The 20,290-nt window shown below is 47.5% G+C and carries 16 protein-coding genes, 1 other RNA gene and 2 pseudogenes; 3 read left to right on the forward strand and 16 right to left on the reverse strand.

Features of this window, described 5'->3' with window-relative positions:
- Nucleotides 1–12: 12 nt before the first annotated feature.
- The 4 genes from JCM16496_RS09540 to JCM16496_RS09555 form a co-directional block, all read right to left on the reverse strand.
- Complete coding sequence (locus JCM16496_RS09540) at nucleotides 13–711, reverse strand: hypothetical protein (protein WP_128809524.1); 699 nt, start codon at nucleotides 709–711, stop codon at nucleotides 13–15.
- Nucleotides 712–718: 7 nt separating this feature from the next.
- Complete coding sequence (locus JCM16496_RS09545; RefSeq protein ID WP_025833915.1) at nucleotides 719–1,429, reverse strand: hypothetical protein; 711 nt, start codon at nucleotides 1,427–1,429, stop codon at nucleotides 719–721.
- 147 nt (nucleotides 1,430–1,576) lie between these two features.
- Nucleotides 1,577–2,425 carry a carboxylating nicotinate-nucleotide diphosphorylase gene (gene nadC / locus JCM16496_RS09550; protein ID WP_025833916.1) on the reverse strand — a complete coding sequence of 283 codons (849 nt, stop codon included), beginning with the start codon at nucleotides 2,423–2,425 and terminating at the stop codon, nucleotides 1,577–1,579.
- Nucleotides 2,418–2,810, reverse strand: coding sequence for a DUF4783 domain-containing protein (locus JCM16496_RS09555; protein ID WP_025833917.1), 393 nt, complete (start codon nucleotides 2,808–2,810; stop codon nucleotides 2,418–2,420). The genes nadC and JCM16496_RS09555 overlap by 8 nt, the downstream gene beginning before the upstream one ends.
- Nucleotides 2,811–2,904: 94 nt before the next feature.
- Here JCM16496_RS09555 and rlmH point away from each other — a divergent pair, with 94 nt between their 5' ends.
- Complete coding sequence (rlmH, locus tag JCM16496_RS09560; protein WP_025833919.1) at nucleotides 2,905–3,378, forward strand: 23S rRNA (pseudouridine(1915)-N(3))-methyltransferase RlmH; 474 nt, start codon at nucleotides 2,905–2,907, stop codon at nucleotides 3,376–3,378.
- Nucleotides 3,379–4,343: 965 nt separating this feature from the next.
- On the opposite strand, the gene JCM16496_RS09565 is transcribed toward rlmH, so the two are convergent.
- The 9 genes and pseudogenes from JCM16496_RS09565 to JCM16496_RS09605 form a co-directional block, all read right to left on the reverse strand.
- Nucleotides 4,344–4,700, reverse strand: a complete 357-nt coding sequence (locus JCM16496_RS09565) for a MarR family transcriptional regulator (protein ID WP_025833922.1) — start codon at nucleotides 4,698–4,700, stop codon at nucleotides 4,344–4,346.
- Between the two features lie 11 nt (nucleotides 4,701–4,711).
- Nucleotides 4,712–7,184, reverse strand: a pseudogene (locus JCM16496_RS09570) (FAD-dependent oxidoreductase).
- Nucleotides 7,185–7,363: 179 nt separating this feature from the next.
- Nucleotides 7,364–8,569, reverse strand: coding sequence for a clostripain-related cysteine peptidase (locus JCM16496_RS09575; RefSeq protein WP_025833924.1), 1,206 nt, complete (start codon nucleotides 8,567–8,569; stop codon nucleotides 7,364–7,366).
- A gap of 45 nt (nucleotides 8,570–8,614) precedes the next feature.
- Nucleotides 8,615–9,013, reverse strand: coding sequence for a hypothetical protein (locus JCM16496_RS09580; protein ID WP_025833926.1), 399 nt, complete (start codon nucleotides 9,011–9,013; stop codon nucleotides 8,615–8,617).
- A 120-nt stretch (nucleotides 9,014–9,133) separates the two neighbouring features.
- A pseudogene (locus tag JCM16496_RS09585) lies at nucleotides 9,134–9,993 on the reverse strand (sigma-70 family RNA polymerase sigma factor).
- A 314-nt stretch (nucleotides 9,994–10,307) separates the two neighbouring features.
- Entirely contained in the window at nucleotides 10,308–11,837 is a 1,530-nt protein-coding gene (locus tag JCM16496_RS09590) for a Do family serine endopeptidase (RefSeq protein WP_025833928.1), read from the reverse strand.
- A gap of 335 nt (nucleotides 11,838–12,172) precedes the next feature.
- Entirely contained in the window at nucleotides 12,173–13,507 is a 1,335-nt protein-coding gene (locus tag JCM16496_RS09595) for a transglutaminase-like domain-containing protein (RefSeq protein WP_025833930.1), read from the reverse strand.
- On the reverse strand, nucleotides 13,504–14,676 hold the full coding sequence (locus JCM16496_RS09600; RefSeq protein WP_025833932.1) for a dipeptide epimerase: 1,173 nt from the start codon (nucleotides 14,674–14,676) through the stop codon (nucleotides 13,504–13,506). Before JCM16496_RS09600 ends, JCM16496_RS09595 begins: the two co-directional genes overlap by 4 nt.
- A gap of 121 nt (nucleotides 14,677–14,797) precedes the next feature.
- Nucleotides 14,798–16,003 carry a C40 family peptidase gene (locus tag JCM16496_RS09605; RefSeq protein WP_025833934.1) on the reverse strand — a complete coding sequence of 402 codons (1,206 nt, stop codon included), beginning with the start codon at nucleotides 16,001–16,003 and terminating at the stop codon, nucleotides 14,798–14,800.
- Between the two features lie 200 nt (nucleotides 16,004–16,203).
- Here JCM16496_RS09605 and rnpB point away from each other — a divergent pair.
- Together rnpB and JCM16496_RS09610 are read left to right on the forward strand one after the other, a co-directional pair.
- An RNA gene (rnpB, locus tag JCM16496_RS09825) (RNase P RNA component class A) lies at nucleotides 16,204–16,617 on the forward strand.
- A 31-nt stretch (nucleotides 16,618–16,648) separates the two neighbouring features.
- Entirely contained in the window at nucleotides 16,649–17,968 is a 1,320-nt protein-coding gene (locus JCM16496_RS09610) for a YihY/virulence factor BrkB family protein (protein WP_025833936.1), read from the forward strand.
- 70 nt (nucleotides 17,969–18,038) lie between these two features.
- Here the strand turns inward: JCM16496_RS09610 and JCM16496_RS09615 are convergent, their stop codons facing one another.
- The 3 genes from JCM16496_RS09615 to phoU all read right to left on the reverse strand — a co-directional run bounded on the left by JCM16496_RS09615 (nucleotide 18,039) and on the right by phoU (nucleotide 20,240).
- Nucleotides 18,039–18,578 (reverse strand): nitroreductase family protein, encoded by a 540-nt coding sequence (locus JCM16496_RS09615; protein WP_025833939.1) that lies wholly within the window; start codon nucleotides 18,576–18,578, stop codon nucleotides 18,039–18,041.
- Nucleotides 18,579–18,590: 12 nt separating this feature from the next.
- On the reverse strand, nucleotides 18,591–19,193 hold the full coding sequence (locus JCM16496_RS09620) for a riboflavin synthase (protein ID WP_005832292.1): 603 nt from the start codon (nucleotides 19,191–19,193) through the stop codon (nucleotides 18,591–18,593).
- Nucleotides 19,194–19,544: 351 nt separating this feature from the next.
- Nucleotides 19,545–20,240, reverse strand: a complete 696-nt coding sequence (gene phoU / locus JCM16496_RS09625) for a phosphate signaling complex protein PhoU (RefSeq protein ID WP_025833942.1) — start codon at nucleotides 20,238–20,240, stop codon at nucleotides 19,545–19,547.
- Nucleotides 20,241–20,290 lie beyond the last annotated feature (50 nt).

The raw sequence follows: 20,290 nt of genomic DNA on the forward strand, positions 1-20,290 counted from the left end.
AAAGAGCAGAGATTATTTATATTTGGCCCTCAGAACCTGTATTTGCTTGTCCAGTATCTCATTCAAAGAAATAAATTCTCTCCAAACGAAGAAATTGGGAGTCAAATCCACAAAATTGATAAATTTATCATTTTCCAAAAGATGATAAATGCTGCCACTATTGCCGGCCAAAACTTCTTCCCTGCTCTGCAACATATTAACAGATACAAGTACACTCTTTTTCAAACTATAATAGTCGTTGACCGATTTCTGTACGCCTCCCAGCTGATAATAAGCCTGCAATATATCCTGTAGCAAGCGCTTGTCCGGAATATACTGCATCATGGAAGAACCTTTCAGAACATCCAACGCATCGGTACGATAAGAGAAGTCATATAAATTACCGAATAATCCCTGATACTTATCCAAAGTATCCTGGGGAATTTCTGCTACGGACATTTTATGTTCTTTCAACAGCAAACTCATGTGCATATCCTGCTTCAACAAGTACTCTGTCTCGAGCAACTCCCCCTTGTTATACTCCAACTCATCCGCCACCAACTGCATCGTAGCACGTACCTCCTTCTGGCGGGCATTCTCAGTAATCCGGTCACTTCCCCAGAAAGTAACAATGATACCCGCAGCCACAATGCTGAACTGACGGAAATAATCACCCAGCTTCCAGCCTTTAATGGTAGTTTTTATTTTACCCAAACTGATTTTAGTTACCATAATCATTTTACTTTAAATCATATCTTTCTTCAAGCATTTGTATTGCCTCGTCTATGCGTTTTCCCACACGTTCTACATAGTCTGGTGTGAAATAGTTTTTCGCTACCCTGACAAAGTTCCGTACCGACCTATCCGACAAGTAGATATCCCACGCCTCATATCCTCCACGATTTAACTGGTCCGTCTGTTCGTCAGTCAATGCCAAATGAAAAGGAAGTATAATTTCGTCCTTCATATCGTAATAGCCATTCATAGTCGCCTTGAATCCATCCAATACTTCATAGATTCCAGTCAACTGCAACAGTAATTCTTTATCCGAAATCTTCTGCATCAACATGGAGCTTTTAAGTATATCCAACGCATTCTGACTATAATAAAAATTACGGATATGCCCCATAAGAAAGCGGAACTGTATCAATGAATCTTCCGGTATCGTCCGATACTTCAAGTCATGCTCCACCAATAAGCTGGAAAGGTGTTCATCCTCTCTGAACTCTGAAACGATACTCTCATAATTCTCCCGATTGCTTTTCAGTTCATCCCTGATTAGCGACATGGTGGCCCGAATATCTTTCCCCTCGGAGTTTTGAGTAACCAACTCACTGCCGGCAAATGTTATCACTACACCAATCACCACAATGGAAGTCTGCCGGATGTAGTCTCCCACTTGCCAACCTTTGACAGTTGTTTTTACTTTATTCCATGGTATGTTTTTCATATTTTCCGATGCTATTATCCATATCTGTTTTTCCAGGAGCCATTACTCTGCCGGTTATCAAGAGAAAGCCTCTCATAAATCTGCCGTAATGCAGCATTCTTTATGAGAGGCTTTCTTATTATTCTGCAATAATGCTTTCCGCCTTTGTCAACATGCTTTAAAGCTCATGTCCAATCCTTTCACGGAGTGAGTCAAAGCTCCTACGGAAATAAAGTCTACACCGCATTCGGCATAGTCGCGGAGCGTATCAAACGTGATGCCGCCGGAAGATTCCGTTTCATAGCGGCCGCCTACCATCTCCACAGCCTTCTTTGTCATTGCCGGGGTGAAGTTGTCGAACATGATACGGTCTACGCCGCCCAGGTCGAGCACTTGCTGCAATTCGTCGAAGTTGCGCACTTCTATTTCTATCTTGAGGTCCTTACCTTTTTCCTTGCAATATTCCTTGGCACGGTTGATGGCCTTGTCGATGCCTCCGGCAAAGTCCACATGGTTGTCTTTCAGCAAAATCATATCGAACAAGCCGATACGGTGGTTTACCCCGCCACCGATTTTCACTGCCATTTTCTCAAGGATACGCATGCCCGGAGTAGTCTTGCGGGTATCGAGTACACGGGTATTCGTACCTTTCAGTTGCTCGGCATACTTATGTGTCATGGTGGCAATGCCACTCATGCGCTGCATGATGTTCAGCATCAGACGCTCCGTTTGCAGCAGCGACTGTATCTTGCCTTCCACAATCATGGCCACGTCGCCCGGCTTTACGGCTGTACCGTCATTAATAAACACTTCCACCTTCATGGTAGGGTCGAAACGACGGAACACCTCCTTGGCTATTTCGATACCGGCCAGTATGCCCGGCTCTTTTATCAGCAGTTTGGACTTGCCCGTTGCCGTGGCAGGAATGCACGAAAGGGTTGTATGGTCTCCATCGCCTATGTCTTCGGCGAAAGCCAGGTCTATCAGCCTGTCAATCAATTCTTCTTCCTTATTCATCTGTTTTATCTATCCTTATTTGATGTATGACATATTTGTTCTGTACTTTTCTGAAGAAACAATTCACCCGAAAGTTTCCATTGGCGGTTGTCAAGGTACCGATGACGAAACCGGACTCATCGCGCTTCCCCTTGTGGTTCACAGTAAAACTGCCGACCTTGTGGTTGGAGAAGAAAGCAGCCATTGCGCCCTCTGCCGTCCGCTTGTCGGCATGGGTCGACTTATTCTGAATGATTAAATCGACCTTGTCACCCAGATACTTGTTGAGCTCCTGAGAGTTTCCTTCCTTGAAGGCTCCAATCACTCCCTCGGGAACGCTCTGGGCCAGCAGCACAGACGTCCAAATGAAGAGACCGGTCAACAAAAAGATTACCCGTTTTTTCATTTTCACAAGTATTTATGATAGGCAAAGGTAAGCATTTGTATCAAAATACAATAAAAAAATGCTAAATTTGTGCGCTAATCAAAACAGAACCAGTATGAAAACTACTCTGCTCGTCGTAGGACGAACTGTAGAACAACACTTTATAACAGCCATCAACGACTATGTGCAACGTACCAAGCGTTATCTCTCATTCGAGATGGAGGTCATCCCCGAACTGAAAAACACCAAGAGCCTCTCCATGGAAGTGCAGAAGGAAAAGGAAGGGGAACTGATACTGAAAGCCCTCCAGCCGGGAGATGTGGTCGTACTGCTGGACGAAGGTGGAAAAGAGATGCGCTCCATAGAGTTTGCAGACTATATGAAGCGCAAGATGAATACCGTGAACAAACGGCTGGTATTCGTCATCGGAGGCCCTTACGGATTCTCCCCCAAAGTGTACGAAGCGGCACACGAGAAGATGTCCCTTTCACGCATGACCTTTTCCCACCAGATGGTGCGCCTCATCTTTGTGGAGCAACTCTACCGGGCGATGAATATACTGAACGGGGGGCCGTATCATCATGAATGACGGATATAATGATTTTTCGCAATCAAGGCAAGAAAGTGGGCTAAGGGGGTTATGAGACAATCCACCGGACAACATTTTTTCAAGGTTCGAAACAAACAGACCGTACATCGCTTACAATCAACGACATATCCATAAAACAAAAGAAGAGAAAAAGCGTGTAGGGCTCATTTGGGGCTCAAGGCTCACTATAGGCCCCTGCCGTAGCAAAAACAGAGGGGACCAAGCATTATTTGTAAATTCATTTTATTAAGGAGACGGGGGTATAAACGAAAACGCAAAAAAGATCCGTATCTGCTGCTTTTTCTAACTTATCAGCCACAAGCATTCCTGGAATGTACAGGACTTGAACAAAAGGACATCTGACGATTAAAAATGATTACACACAAAAAAGGGATATAGCAGAAACAAGTAAAAACATGCTACAACACGGAACGGGCACACAAAACTTAACACACTGACAATAAACGTATTACTATTCTAATCGGGCTTAAAACGAATCTCCAAGGCACCTATAGTGAGCCCTGAGCCCAAAATGAGCCTTTGAAAAAGAAAATAGAGGACAAACAACGCAAAGAACCGTTCTGTTTCCCATCACCCAAGCGGCAATGTTTCGCCCGGAAAGCCATAATGCTTCGTGATAAAAGCGGCAATATCACGACCGCGCTCCCCGGAATCGAATGGCTTCGGCCATATACATGTTATTTCTCATAAATGTCGCTATAAACTCCTTGCACTTACGTTTTCCCGGACGATATGAAGAACAAAAATAATGCTTTTCCAATCAAGTTCATTCTAAAACTGAGAAAAGAATTGTCTAAGAGTCAAGAGATTGTCGAAAGAAACATTCTTAAGGATTCTTTATAAATCTCTCGGAAACAAAAGATGGAAATACACATGAATAAAATATCGTGCCCGCAGAATATTAACTTCCTGCAAACACGATATTAATTCACTTTGATACAAAGCTATACGAGGCTGACCACCTGCTGCAACAACCCCGGCAATTCTAAAGTAGCATTCTTGATGTCCGAAATCCGGTTCTTGCCTTCTGCCGTAAGAGAAAAACGCATCTGACGCTTATCTTCCTTACCTATCAGACGGGTAATGAGCTTCTTTCCCTCGACGGAGCGAATGACCTTTGAAGTGTTGGAGGCAGACAACCCCAGTGCCTCGGCTATCTCACTGGAGGTAAGCTTAGGAGTATTGAGCAGCGTGCACAACAGCATTCCTTCGTTCAACGACAAATCGTACATCTGCGTAAACTGCACCTCGAACTCGGCTATAGCCCGATAAATATCACGGATTTTACATAAAGTCTCCATATCTCGTCCTCCTATATAAATAAGTTCACATTGGCCTTGTCCGCACGTTCCATATAGGTAGCCACGCCGCCGATGGTTACTTCATCCAAAAGTTCTTCGTGCCGGATGCCCATCATGTCCATAGACATCTGGCAAGCGATGAATTCCACTCCCTGCGCCAATGCCTGCGAGCGCAACGACTCCAGAGAATCCACTCCCTTGCGCTTCATCAGGAAGCGCATCATGCGGCTGCCCATGCCAAACATATTCATCTGCGACAATTTCAGTTTCAAAGAGCTGGACGGCAGCATCATGCCGAACATCTTGCCGAAGAAGTCTTTCCGCACACTGGGTTTCCGCACTTTCTTCAAGACGTTCAGTCCCCAGAAGGTGAAGAAAATGGTTACTTTCTGTCCCGTTGCCGCTGCTCCGTTTGCCAGTACGAAGGTTGCCAGCGCTTTGTCCAGGTCGTCACTGAACAGAATCAGCGTCTTTCCCCTGCCCCCGGCTACCGGCATCCCGGAAGCCGCTACACAAGACGGAGCACCCTTCTCGATGACTACCGTATAGCGTCCCTTCTCGTCATGCTTCTCTATCAACTTATTTCCCGTCGTATCGCACCAGGCAGAGGCATCGCGGGCAAAACCGGCATCGGTAGCCACAATCTCCACACGCTCACCCGCAGCAATGCTGTCCATCGCCTTCTTCACCTGCATGATAGGTCCCGGGCATTGCAAGCCGCAAGCGTTTATCTTCAACGGTTCCTTCTTGGAAGCAGATGCCGCCGCAGGAACATCATCAGCAACAGCCTCTGCCGAAGAAGTAGAAGAACCGCCGCCTGCCGGAGCAGATGGAAACGGCAGAGGTGCTGTTGCCGTGGAGTAGGTCTTATACCCTCCTATCAGATTGCGTACATTGCGATAGCCGCGCCCCATCAGAATACGCTGAGCCAGATAACCGCGCAGCCCCACAGCGCAGAAAAGCACTACCGGCTTGTCCGCAGGTATCTCAGCCAGATGCTCGCGCATTTCATCCAACGGAATATTGACGGCTCCCGGAATGGTGCCGAAAGAGAACTCCTCGGGCGTACGGGTATCTATCAGCATCACTTTATCCTTCTCTTCCACCAGCGCGCCAGGAGATGACGGGCATAGCGCCGCTGATAATGTTCGACGCTGCATATCCGGCAATGGCGATGGGGTCTTTGGCCGAGGAGAAAGGAGGCGCGTATGTATGCTCCGTCTCCATCAAATCGTAGACTGTGCCACCCCGCTTGACGAGTCCGGCAATCTGGTCGATTCGCTTGTCCACTCCCTCGTAACCGATACATTGCGCACCATAGAGCTTGCCGGTTTTGGGATGGAAAGTCAGTTTCAGAGTCAACGGCAGGGCATCCGGATAGTAACCGGCATGAGATGCCGAGTGAGTTATCGAGCTTTGGTATTCCATGCCCCACTGTTTCAGGCGTTTGGCGGCAAGCCCCGTAGAGGCCACCGTCATGTCGAATACTTTGGCAATGGAGGTACCGATAGCTCCTTCGTAGGAGACGGTATTGCCGAACGCCATATTATCGGCCACAATACGCCCCTGGCGGTTGGCAGGATTTGCCAGGTAATTGAGCCAGGGCTTTCCGGTCAGCGGATGAGGATATTCGATGGCATCGCCCACGGCATAGATGTCTTTTTCGGAAGTCTCCAAGTGTTCGTCTACCCAGATGCCGCCCGTCTCGCCCAGCTTCAAGCCGGCTTGTTGCGCCAATGCCGTGGCAGGACGCACACCGATGGAGAGCAGCACCATATCGGCAGGAATGGTCTTTCCGCTTTTCAGGAATACGGTGATTCCCCGGTCCGTACGCTTGAAGCGGGTTACGCCTTCTTCCAGATAGAGGGAGACGCCTTTCTGCAACAAATGCTGATGGATGGGTGCCGCCATGGAGAAATCAATAGGCGCCATTACCTGGTTACCCATTTCGACTACGGACACATCTACACCGGCATGATGCAGGTTCTCTGCCATCTCCAATCCGATGAAACCGGCACCTACAACCACGGCACGTTTCACTTGCTTATCCGAAATATAAGCCTTGATATGATCGGTATCCTCTACATTGCGCAACGTGAAGATGCCTTCGGAATCGATTCCTTCCAAAGGCGGTCTCACCGGGTTGGCACCGGGAGAAAGCAAAAGTTTGTCATAACTCTCATCGTATTCCCTCCCCTCCGCATTGCGTATGGTAACGTTTTTGTCTTCGGGATGGATGGCAACGACCTCATTCTTGACACGTACATCGATACGAAAACGCTTGCCGAAAGATTCGGGCGTCTGTACCAATAGCTTTTCGCGCTCGGCTATCACTCCACCTATATAATATGGTAAACCACAATTGGCATACGAGATGTAAGGCCCCTTCTCCAATAAAAGGATTTCAGCCATTTCGTCCACTCTTCTCAGTCGGGCGGCAGCCGTGGCTCCACCTGCTACACCGCCAATGATTATATACTTCATAATTCTTTGTTTTATGTTTGACGATGCAAAGAAAAGAATATTTTCTTATATTAAATAATTTCCAATGGAAAATAATGTTAACCGGACTGTTTTCACAAGAATACCTATAAAAAAACGGATTACCGTGGACAACATCATCCGCGATAATCCGTTTCGTATATAAGTTTCCAGCCAGCTTCTTACCAGCCAATCCGAGAAAGGCCGGCAGCAGAATACCACGCCATTGAGCGATATGCCTTTGCAGCCCCTGGACTCTCTTCGAGAGAAGGAATATAGTGTGTGACGCCATGAGAACGTTCCATCGAAAACATGCCGTCCACTGCCGAATAAATCATAGGAGTAGTAGCCCAATAGCCCAAAGCAGCACGGAAAGCCTGCTTCCAATCATTCAGTACGGATGTATCTTCCACAAGTGCCTCCATCATTTCCACAAAATCGAAGTAACCCACATACAAGGAAGAATAGTAACTCCGACGACGATCACAATCAAAGACTTGCCTACGGAGCGTTCCCCCATCCGTCGTCACTCCCGCCAAGGCAGTGCGGGTGGCAGAAGCCAAGTTCTCCAACTCCGATGATTTCAGCACACAAACAGCTGTTCCTCCGGTCCAATTAGAGTTACTGATACCATTGCCCTTGTCATACTTATCTTGATATACAGCAAAATATTCGGAAGCAATCTTAGTCGCCGCACCTTCCTGGAACATATAAGGCATAATCTTGTCGTAAGGAGCACCGGGGCCCGGATTCTCAGCCGGAGAACCAATGTAGTAATCCGTATATTGCCTTAACGCATAAGCCACCTCCACAGACTGCATGAAGCAGGCATCAAACATAATAAAATCAAAATGAGGAGCTGTTTCCAATACAGATACCAAACCATCTATATTCATATAATGAGTACCGTTGCCGGTATCCTGACCTATCCAACGGGTAGAAGGCAACGGATTAGGTATCCATCCGTCACCGTGCGACCAATAGACCAAGCCATAGCTTCCCGCCTGATATCGGGTACTTTTAAACACATCGGCAAATACTTCCTGCGTTTCAGTAACCCCGACGGAATTACGGTCTTCATACTCCTTGACAACCTTCTCTATAACATCGTTCCCTTTCTTTTCCAATTCTATCAGACGGGGGGATGAACCGGTATCCACATAAACCAACAGATGCATGCCCAAAGTATTCATCTGCGCCCATCCTTCCTTCATTTCATTCAAATCCCCAGAAGCGAAGTTGGACAAACTATTATCTGCCGCCATATAAACCAATACCGTACGCCTGTCCTCAACCGGAGGCTCCGGAATAGGCTCATCACCACCCTTACAAGCAGTCAGTACGATAGGAAGGAAAAAAGAAAGAATCAAATATAACTTTGTTCTCATAATCAAAATAATAATTTAAAAAAGAGTTGGACACTCACGACATTCCTATTCCTGAGGTTTCGTAAACATAAAGATATCCGGCTTCACCACCTGCAAAACCATATTCTTACTCTTCTTATACTTGCCTTTTACCTTTACAGCCTCTTTTTCCAACTTTTTCTTGTTTTCAGAGAAATAAATCATGCAAGTATAGTCCGGCTTCTTCAGATTGTACTCCAGATAGTTCTTGAGCTGGTAGGTGTATAAATCACGCTTGGGCAAGAATCCATTCTTATCCAGCTCCACGCTGTCCAGCACCTGGATGTCTGTATAATATACGATGGAGTCATTGAAAGAAGCCGCCACACCAAAAGCATATACAGCCTTTTCCTTATTTTTCATTGTAAAAGCCGAGCACAACGCAAAAACCAAAGCTACGGCACAAAGTACACGAACGTATTTCATTGAGTTATGAGTTATAAGTTATGAATTATCAATGGGGGCAAAGATATAAAAAAACCGCACGCCTACTAAAGACGTACGGTTTTTAATTCCTTCTATTTGTCGGAAACTGATATTTCTTATTTATCCCAAATAAGATTTGAGCAATTTGCTACGATTACTTTGTCTTAATCTTCTGATTGCTTTTTCCTTAATCTGACGCACACGCTCACGGGTCAAGCCGAATTTGTCGCCGATTTCCTCTAATGTCATTTCCTGTTGTCCGATACCGAAAAACATCTGTATGATTTCTTTTTCCCTATCGGTTAACGTAGAAAGAGCTCTATCAATTTCCCTCGCAAGAGACTCGTTCACCAAAGAGCGGTCGGCCATAGGGGAGTCGTCGTTGACCAGTACATCGAGCAAGCTGTTGTCCTCTCCTTCTACGAAAGGTGCGTCCACCGAAATGTGACGACCGGACACCTTCAGCGTATCAGAGATTTTGTCAACAGGGATTTCCAGTTCATCGGCAAGCTCTTCGGGAGACGGACGACGTTCGTTTTCCTGCTCGAACTTGGAGAAGGCCTTGCTGATTTTATTCAGCGAGCCTACCTGGTTCAACGGAAGACGTACAATACGCGACTGCTCTGCCAAAGCCTGCAGAATGGACTGACGTATCCACCATACTGCATAACTGATGAACTTGAAACCACGTGTTTCATCGAACTTTTCGGCAGCTTGATCAGTCCTAAATTACCCTCGTTAATCAAGTCGGGCAAACTCAAACCTTGGTTCTGGTACTGCTTGGCCACAGATACAACGAAACGCAGATTGGCACGTGTCAATTTCTCCAGTGCAACACGGTCACCCTTGCGGATGCGCTGAGCGAGCTCCACTTCCTCTTCAACAGTAATGAGGTCTTCGCGACCGATTTCCTGCAAATACTTGTCAAGAGAAGCGCTCTCTCTGTTAGTGATACTTTTTGTAATTTTAAGTTGTCTCATTCTTATAATACAGATTTGGGTTGCAAAGGTACGACAAATTATTTTGTTACAATAATTTTATCCCAACTTTTTCACCTTATTTATATCTTGTCCTATATAACAAAAAGGATGCCGGTATGTATTGTACCGACATCCCCTTTTTCGCTATTGTTAGCTAATATTACAACCCTTTTTATTTACGATTTGACGATGCACAATGTACGATTGAATTTACCACCCTATTATTATTGCATCCAATACCTATTATCTTCTTTACTCCCTCTCCGACTTCAATCGTAAATTGTACATTGTAAATCGTCAAATCGTAAATATCCTTATTCTTGAGTCAAATCAACGGCATACATTGCACGTTTTCCTGACGGGAACATACCGGTGATGAACAAACCTTGCTCAGGAGACTTTCTTGCCTCTTTCATCGCCTTTTCCAAATCGTCCACCGTCTTCATCGGCACTCCATTGGCTTTCAGAATGATGAAGCCCTTGCGGATACCTGCATCGGCCATCTTGCCACTGGTAACCCCGGTAACTTCCAGACCGTAACCCAGGTTCAACTGCTTCTTCAGCTCGGAAGATACGGGCTTAAAGGCTGCACCCAGGATTTCCATTCCGGCATCCTTCACTACCTTCGTAGTGCCTTGCTCATTCTTCAGCGTGATTTCGAATTCCTTTTCCTTCTTGTCACGAACTACCGTTACCTTCACTTTGTCGCCCGGACGGTGTTTTGCCAGCATTTCCTGCAAATCCGAGAATTTGTGAAGCTTCTTACCGTTCAATGCTATGATTACATCGTTTTCCTTCAAGACGCCGGCAGCGGAACCACCTTCAACAACTTCGGCCACATAGATACCCTCTTTCACGCCAAGTTCGTCGGCCTTCTTCTTCAGCTCTTCGGTCCAGCGTTCGTCCATCTGCAGGTCTGTGCTCAAATCACTGCCCTTGATGCCAAGGAGCGCGCGTTGCACGGTACCAAACTGTTTCAAGTCGGCTACCACCTTTGTCATAATGCTGGTAGGGATGGCAAAACCATAGCCGGAATAAGCGCCCGTGGGTGAGTAAAGCATAGCATTGATACCAACCAGCTCGCCTTTGGCATTCACCAACGCACCACCACTATTACCTTGGTTGATGGCAGCATCCGTCTGAATGAAAGACTGGATGTTTGCAGCTTGTCCGTTGGAGGCAGAAGAGCCAATGGAGCGGGCTTTTGCACTGACGATACCGGCTGTTACGGTAGAGTTCAGGTTGAACGGATTACCTACCGCCAATACCCATTCTCCCACCTTCAACTGGTCGGAGTCACCAACCGGAATTGTCGGGAAGTCATCCCCTTCAATCTTAATCAATGCCAAGTCCGTACTGGGGTCAGTACCGATGATGCGTCCTTTCAGCTCACGGTCGTCATTCAGTTTCACGGTGATTTCATCAGCACCTTCCACCACGTGATTGTTCGTCACAATATATCCGTCTTTGGAGATGATGACACCCGAACCGAAACCTACACGCGGCTGGGTCTGTATCTGGCGCTGGCGTCCGCGCCCGTCTCCAAAGAAGAAGTCAAAAATATCCGGCTGTTCTTGCACCGTCTGAGTCTTGCTCAACTGAGTGGCACGTATATGCACTACAGCATGGAGCGAGCTCTCCGCTGCTTGTGTCAAATCCACAGGCTGGGCATCCGTTGCATGGAAAGCTGCCGGCAGCAAATTATTCGGGTTCTGTTGGAACAACTCGCTGAATGCGGCAGGCTTTTCCTTATTCAGCATCTTATAAGTGGTCAATCCAGCCACTCCAGAGCTCAGGAGCACGATGGCCGCAACTCCAAGGATGTTTTTTGTTGTCTGTTTCATACTATTCTTCCTATTCTTTAAATTGTTAATATTCAAGTTTCGTTTAACATTACGACGTTAAAATAACGACAAAAAACGTTCAGTTATTCCGCTTGTCACTCTTTTTTGTTCTCTTTTAACAGAGGATATTTAGGGCTTAACAGCGGTTAACGGCAAAGACTGACAAATTAGCATTTATGTACGATTGCCGACTGTTAACGAACTGACAGATAGTACACTTTCACCACAGAGGACACAGAGGCGCACAGGGTTCTTTTTGAATCGACAATTCATAATTCAAAAAAAAACCTGTGCGCCTCTGTGTCCTCTGTGGTGAAAGTGTAACGGGTACCGCCTTAATAATTCAAGTAATCAATGTCCATGTGGTAATCCCACTGCGGGAAATAGAGGTTACCTCCCTCCCACTCCACCTCGCCACGCTGGAAGTCGACGGTCTCGCTGCGGGGATACTGCTTTTCGGGCTGTAGCGGCATGCCGTAATCAGCGTTCACAATCATGCGCCAGGAGTCTATACCACCCAGGAAGAAGTATTCTTCGTCGGCATTGCGGGCAAAGGCAGGAATGCCGAATGACTGGTCGGCAGGCACCCACCCCACACCCTCAAAGTAGACTTCCGCCCAATCGTGCAGATTCCATGCACGGGGATGCATCATGAAGCCGCTCTGGAAATGTGCGGGAATGCCACTGATGCGGCAAAGCGTAATGAACAGCAGGCTGACTTGGCCACAGTCTCCGTGACGGTTGTCCAACACATATTCCGGAATATTCTCAATGGTGGAATATTCGCGTGCAGAGGCCCACGGGAAGTTGTCGTTCACCCAACGGAAGATACGTTTGGCTTTCAGGTAGGGGTTGGTTTCACCGGCTGTCAATTTGGCAGCAAGTTCGCGCAAACGCGGGGAAAAGACGATATGCTTCTCACGCTCGGCAGTATATTCCTTATAAAGGGCGGTCGTCGTATCATAGGGCTGCACGTCTTCCGGCTTCAGATTATGCCATTCGCCGTTGGCGGTAAACTCAAAGGTTTCGGAGAATACGGTCGGCTCGCCTTCGACAGCACGTTTCTCCATGTACAATGTACTGTGACGGCACTCGGGCGATGAAAAGGTGTATTGCGGTTCGCTGGCCGAAATGAACTTGACATCCTGCTGCCGGGCCTGGTCCTGACGGGGATAGGGCAACCAGCAACGGATGATTTTCCCGGCAGGCACGGCATTGGTATCCACGGTCAACGTGTAGGTGACGCGCATGCGCTTCGGCGCAACAATGGCCTTGCCCCCTTTCTTCACAGCAGAAATGATTTCGGGCAGGTTCTCCATATTCACCTTCTCGCTACCACTCGGCGAAGTGCCTTCCTTGGCTATCTTGATGTCATAGCAAGTGGAGTCCACACGAAACAGATTAGGTCCGGCATTGCGGAAATAGCGTTTCTCTCCATCCAGCATCATGCACTCCAAAGCTTTGGAGTCTTCCCACTGGCGCATCTGCTCATCGGTCACGTCGGGAATATACTTGCGGATATAGTCCTTCACCTGGGATTCCGTCATACAGAAATCCGTAAGCAGACGTTGGTGCAGGTCGTCCTCCCAATTATAGGGCTTGCTCTCGGGCTTCGTGCTGCATGCAGAAGCCATCACAAACAGAGCGACGGTATACAATAGCTTTCTCATAACTTCACCACTCCAATACCCGGCAAATCGGGCAACGTTATCTTACCTTTCACAACCTCCATACCCTTGAAACGGTCGTTCGCAATCAACAGACTGCCGTCCAAGTCGGCAAAGTCCACTGCCGGAGAGAATTGGGAGGCAGCGGTAATGGCACAAGAGGTCTCGGTCATACAGCCTACCATCACTTTCATGCCCAATGCACGTGCCAAAGTCACCATCTTCCAGGCTTCGCGCATGCCGGTACACTTCATCAGCTTGATGTTGATGCCCGTGAAGGCGCCCTTCAATCCTGCCACATCCTTCAGACGCTGGATGGACTCATCGGCAAATACGGGCAACGGGCTTTGCTGGGTGACCCATGCAATATCGTCCAGTTGTTCCTTGGGCATCGGTTGCTCTATCATGACAATTCCTTTTTCGTGCAGCCAGTGTATCATATCGAGCGCATGATGTTTGTCCTTCCAGCCCTGGTTGGCATCAATGGCAATCGGAAGGTCCGTCACCGAACGGATGGTCTCTATCATTTCCTTGTCGTTCTCCCGCCCCAGCTTCACTTTAAGGATATTAAACCGGTCGGCACACTCTTTCGTCTTTTCACGCACCACGTCGACCGTATCAATGCCGATGGTGAAAGTTGTAGAGGGAGCCTTCTCCTTGTCCAACCCCCATATCTTATACCAGGGGGCTTGCAACAGTTTGCCCACAAGGTCGTGCAAGGCGATGTCCACAGCAGTTTTGGCAGCGGAATCCCCTGCCGAGAGGCTGTCTATATAAGCCAGTATGTCTTCCAGCTGAAAGGGGTCTGAGAATCGACCGATGACATCCTGCACCTTCTTCAGAAAAGCCAGCACACTGTCCATCGTGCCCAGTTCGTGTTGCAGGTACGGGGGCATGGAGGCTTCACCATAACCGATAATGCCATCATATTCTATCTCGACCTGAACGTCGGGAGTGGTAGTACGCGAGTAGGTGGCCACTGTAAAGACATGGCGCAATTTCAGTTCATAGGGGAAGAAACGCAGTTTCATCTTGGGAGTTACACCTGTCCTGCTGTTCACGTTGAACAAGGAAGGAGCGTCATTTCCTCCGGCAAATACATGATTGATTGCCATGCCTGAGCCGAGTGCGGCAAAGGTGGCGGTTTTCAGGAAATCTCTTCTGTTTGACATATATGTAGATATTGGGAGGAGATTCACCACAGAGGACACAGAGGCGCACAGAGCTCTTTCTTTTTTGTCACAGATATTATAAAACTCTGTGCTACTTTGTGTCCTCTGTGGTGAACCTCAATTAAAATTTATAATATAAGTTCGTTTCTGTCGTATTGAGCGACGCCTCCTTATTTATATAAGGTAACACGCGCGTAGCAAACAACAGTCTACCGAGGTTGTATTCATCGAACAGCTCGTCATCGGGGCTGAAACTGCTGACGTGCACATCGCCTTGCGAATGGATGAAACGCTTGTTGCCGATATACATGCCGACATGTACCACACGCTCCTTGCGTTCCGGCGTCGCCTTGCGCCCGAAGAAAATCAAATCGCCCGGCTGGAGGTTACTGAAATCAGGAGCGATATCGATATGCTCGCCCACGTATGCCTGCTGGGAAGCATCCCGCGGAATGATGATGTCATGCATGAAAAGAACGGTGCGCATGAAGCCGCTACAATCCACCCCTTTGGAGGAAGTGCCAGCCCAAAGGTAAGGGATACCCATCATGCTATGCGCCGTGGCTATAATGCTGGCGGCATCCTGCTTCAAGGCGGCCCGCCATTTCTTCTCGGGCATGGAGATGGATTTGGAGATATATCCCTGGCGACCGTCGGGATAAGCCACCTTATAAAAGGCACCTTTTGTCCCCTCCCACTTCAGACGGTTTCCGGCAGCAACATCAGAGACGGTCTGTGATGCCTGGCTGGGCTGTGAGTAGACAAAGCCGTAATGCGAAGTCACCACTATTTTCTCTGCATTGTTCCAAGCGGCCAGCTCTTCCCGCGTGACGGGATGTATGCCCACGCGGTGTACCCATGCTATGTAGTTGTCCGGTGTCTGGATACGGTACCAGCCGTCGCGCTGCAACACCCGCACCGGCATACCCATCAAGCCTTGCGTCATCATTTCTGAAGAGAAATCCGGGTCCACCCGAAGATTGCACACAGACACATTGACAATGCCATATGCCTTGCCTTCAAGTCCGGCCTCATCCGGAAGCACCTGCAGACAGTCCATCACCGCATATCCTTTCTTTGCCAAACCATCCAGCAAAGCCGTCTTTGCCTCTGCCGAAGTGGTGACACCACGCAACATCACATTCTTTCCGGAGAAAGAGTAATCCACATCGAACAGAGCCACGCGCTTGTCCGGCGCAAACTTTTGTTTCAAACTGTCAGAGAGTTGCGCCACTTCTGCAGGGATTGTGCAGTCACCCACTTCCGAAGCGACAGCAAAAAGCGGAATTAACAGAAATAAAGAAAAAAGAGAGGAGAACTTTTTCATTGGTCAAAAGGATTTGGGGGTTATTACTAATAGCAAAGCTACGAATTTATTCCGAAATAGATACATGTTTTTAAGATAATTAAGGGTAAAGAATAAAGAATGAAGGATTCATCCGTACTGCATCCGCACACTGCACAACAAATTCTTCATCCTTCATTCTTCATTCTTCATTAATATTCCGTATCTTTGTACCCCATAAAGCAGTTGGTCGGTCTGTCGCTTGCGCCTCGTGCGTATGAGGAAAGTCCGGGCAACACAGAGCGTCCCACTTCCTAACAGAAAGCTGTCCGTGAGGGTAGAGTAACGTAGAAGAAAATAACCGCCGTCGCCCCTGGGCTACGGTAAGGGTGAGAAGGTGGGGTAAGAGCCTACCAGTCTTGTGGCGACACAAGGGCTGTGCGTCTTGGGAGTTGTAAGGTCATGTAAACCGACGTTATGAGAGTTGCTCGCTCCATGTCGGAGGGTAGACCGCTAAAGCCTGTATGGTGACATACGGCTCAGATAAATGACAGACACTTCTTTAATGGAGAATGGATAATGAAGAATGGATAATTCCTAATTAGGCTTTTTCAGAAACAGAAGAACAGAACCCGGCTTACAGACTGACTGCTTTTTTTATTGACAATGGATAATCGAGATAATAGCATGAACAAGCGTATTGCTGCCCTTTGGAAATTCCTCACCTACGACATCTGGCGTATTACGGAAGATGAAGTCACGCGAACGACCTTTTCCGTATACAATATCATCAAGACGATTTATCTTTGCATCAACCGCTTCACCAAAGACCGGATAGTGAACAAAGCCTCGGCGCTGACTTACAGTACGCTGCTTGCCATCGTGCCTATTCTTGCCATCTTGTTTGCCATAGCCCGCGGTTTCGGATTCGACAATCTGATGGAAAGCCAGATTGTCAACGGTTTCGGCGGTCCTACGGAAACCACGGAAGTCATCCTGCAATTCGTGAATTCGTATTTGTCTCAGACCAAGAGTGGAATATTCATCGGAGTGGGTCTGATTATGTTGCTATGGACAGTCCTGAACCTAATCAACAATATGGAAATCACCTTCAACCGCATCTGGCAGGTGAAAAAGGCGCGCAGCATGTACCGCAAAATAACGGATTACTTCTCCATGCTCCTGCTGATGCCCATTCTGCTGGTGGTGTCCGGCGGTCTTTCCATCTTCATGAGTACGATGGTGAAGAACCTCGAAGACTTTACCCTGCTGGCTCCCGTCGGCAAGTTTATGGTGCGCCTCATCCCCTTCGTGCTGACCTGGTTCATGTTTACAGCACTGTACGTCTTTATGCCGAATACAAAGGTCAAGCTGAAACACGCACTCATATCCGGTATTCTGGCAGGTACGGCACACCAGGCATTCCAGTTCCTCTACATCAGCAGCCAGTTGTGGGTTTCCCGTTACAATGCCATCTATGGTAGTTTCGCCGCCCTCCCGATGTTTCTGCTATGGCTGCAGGTATCCTGGACCATCTGCCTATTCGGCGCCGAACTGACCTACGCCGGACAGAATATCCGGAACTTCAGCTTCGACAAGGATGCGCGCAACATCAGCCGGCGCTACCGCGACTTTATCTCCATCCTGATAATGTCTCTCATAGCCAAGCGCTTTGAACAAGACGCCCAGCCCTATACGGCCGAAGAGATATCCGAAGAGTGCCAGATTCCCATCCGGCTGACACACGAAACCCTTTATGAATTGCAGGAAATCAACCTCCTGCATGAAGTGGTGACCGATGAAAAGAGTGAAGACATCGCTTACCAGCCTTCCATGGATATCAACAAGATGAATGTGGCCCTCCTGCTGGACAAGCTGGACACACACGGCTCAGAAGATTTCAAAATTGATAAGGAAAATGAATTCAACAGCCAATGGGGAGCATTGCTGAAGGCACGGGAAGAATACTACAAGAATGCAAGCAAGGTGCTGCTGAAGGATTTGTAAGCACGCGGAAGTCTTTCCGAAAACTCCGTATCTGCATTCTTTTTGACCCTCAATCACCGATATTAATCAGTCAATACTTATTATAAGATACCGTCTTTTCTTTCGGCTTCCGCGATTTTTTCCGTTTTTCCTTCACCGGATAGCCAATCGTAATGTCGAGCAGAAGCCGCTTCCCCGCCGGGATTCCGACAAGCTTCTTTATCTCCTTTTCGTCAAACCAGCCCAAGATGCAGGAACCCAGCCCTTCACTTTCTGCCGCCAACGTGATATGTGCGGCAGCGATACCAATATCAATCAACGGAAAATACTTACCCTTGATTTTTGCACCCAGGAAGGAAGTGACATTCATGGACTCCTCCACCACCAGAATATGAACGGGAGCATCCTTGGCAAACTTGTTCATCCCCAGTCCGGCAGCGGCCTTGCCCACCTTGGCAGACAGTTCCGGCTCCGTAACTACCACGAACTTCCACGGTTGTGCATTGCAGGCGGACGGAGCCAGACAAGCCGCAGCCAATATCCATTCCAGCTTCTCAGGCTCCACGGCACGAGTCATATCATAGGCACGGTCACTCTGACGGGATGCCACTAATTGCAGGAAATCGTCCATAGTGCCGTTACCTTATTTATATTGTATCATGCGGCTGATGTACTTGCCGATGATGTCGAACTCCAGATTCACCACACTGCCCACTTTGAAAGCATGGAAATTGGTATGCTCGAAGGTGTAAGGAATAATGGCCACCTGGAAAGTATCGTCGGTGGGATTGCACACGGTCAGGCTGACACCGTTCACCGTTACCGAGCCTTTGTCTACCGTGATGTAGCCGCGCTTTGCCATCTCCTTGTCAAAAGCATACCGGAAAGTAAAGTAATAGCTTCCTTCCGCATCCTTTATATCGATGCAAGTGGCAGTCTGGTCCACATGCCCTTGAACGATATGGCCATCCAGGCGACCGTTCATCATCATGCTGCGCTCCACATTCACTTCATCCCCCACCTGCAACAAGCCAAGATTGGAACGGTCCAGTGTTTCCTTCATGGCCGTCACGGTATAGGTATCATCCGTCAGGCTGACTACCGTCAGGCAAACACCGTTGTGAGACACACTCTGGTCTATTTTTAATTCACTGACGAATGAACACTTAAAAGTAAAATGTACATTCTCCTGGTCTTTGACCATCGCCACCAGTGTGGCACATTCTTCTACTATTCCGGAAAACATGGTTCTCTATACTTTTAGATTATATACGATTTATTATTAATATGCGCAAAGATACAAAAAGCCCCTCGTATAGGCACAAAAAAAGGAAGCTTTTCACAAAGCCTCCTTTTTCAGTTTTCAATAGGTATTAGTTTTTTTTTAAGGTAAAAAGATTGTTTTCAGGATAACGATGCAAATATAGGCGCTTTTCGTGATACTAACCAAATTAAAAAACATGTCTTATAACATCTTTTCAAAAAATCATTTAAGTTTATTATCATTTCAAAGCATTTTTCTACACCTGCAATCGTTTTCAATGGACAAATATAAGGCTATTTTCCATGAAACACTGAAATTATCCTAAAATTTTGTTTATTTCTTATCATTTAAGTAGTGTTCGTCTATCCGCCCGCTATGTTTTAACACTTTTGCGTCGATAAAGAACACTATTTCTTCGGCAATATTCGTGATGTGGTCGCCGGAGCGCTCCAACTTGCGGAACACGCTCACCAGATTCAGACAAGAGAGTGCACTCTCCGGATGCCGGCTGATGTAGTCGGCAAGGATGGCAGTGGCCTCCGCATTGATTTCGTCCAGCATATTGTCCTTGGCAAACACGGCGGTAGCCAATTCCTGACTCTCCTCCTGAAGTGCCTGCTTGGCAAGCTCGAGCATGGAGAGCACCTGGACTATCATCTCTTCGAGACGGAGTTGCTTGACCAGCTCGGTATCCAAAGCAGGTTCATGGCAGTTGAGGGCAAAGCGGGCAATGCCTTCTGCAAAGTCGCCCAGACGCTCCAGGTTCGTATTGATTTTGAGCATGGCAAGCACAAAGCGCAGGTCGATGGCAACGGGGTTGTAAAGGGCAATGATGTCCTCCACGTCGCTGTCTATTTTCAGTTCGAAAGCATTGACACGACGTTCGCGCACCAATACCTGCTGGGCCAGTTCCCGGTCCAGCGTGAGCACGGCATCGCCTGCACGGTCGAGCTGATTATATACCAGGGTCCACATTTCGTCTATTTCCTTTTTCAGCAAGACGAGTTCAGATTCGATAAACTTCACCATAATGTTTCTATTTTAAGATTACTTTTATACAACTTGACTTTTCTTATATA

Origin of the sequence: Bacteroides rodentium JCM 16496, from assembly GCF_000614125.1 — a bacterium.
In the GTDB taxonomy this organism is placed as follows: domain Bacteria; phylum Bacteroidota; class Bacteroidia; order Bacteroidales; family Bacteroidaceae; genus Bacteroides; species Bacteroides rodentium.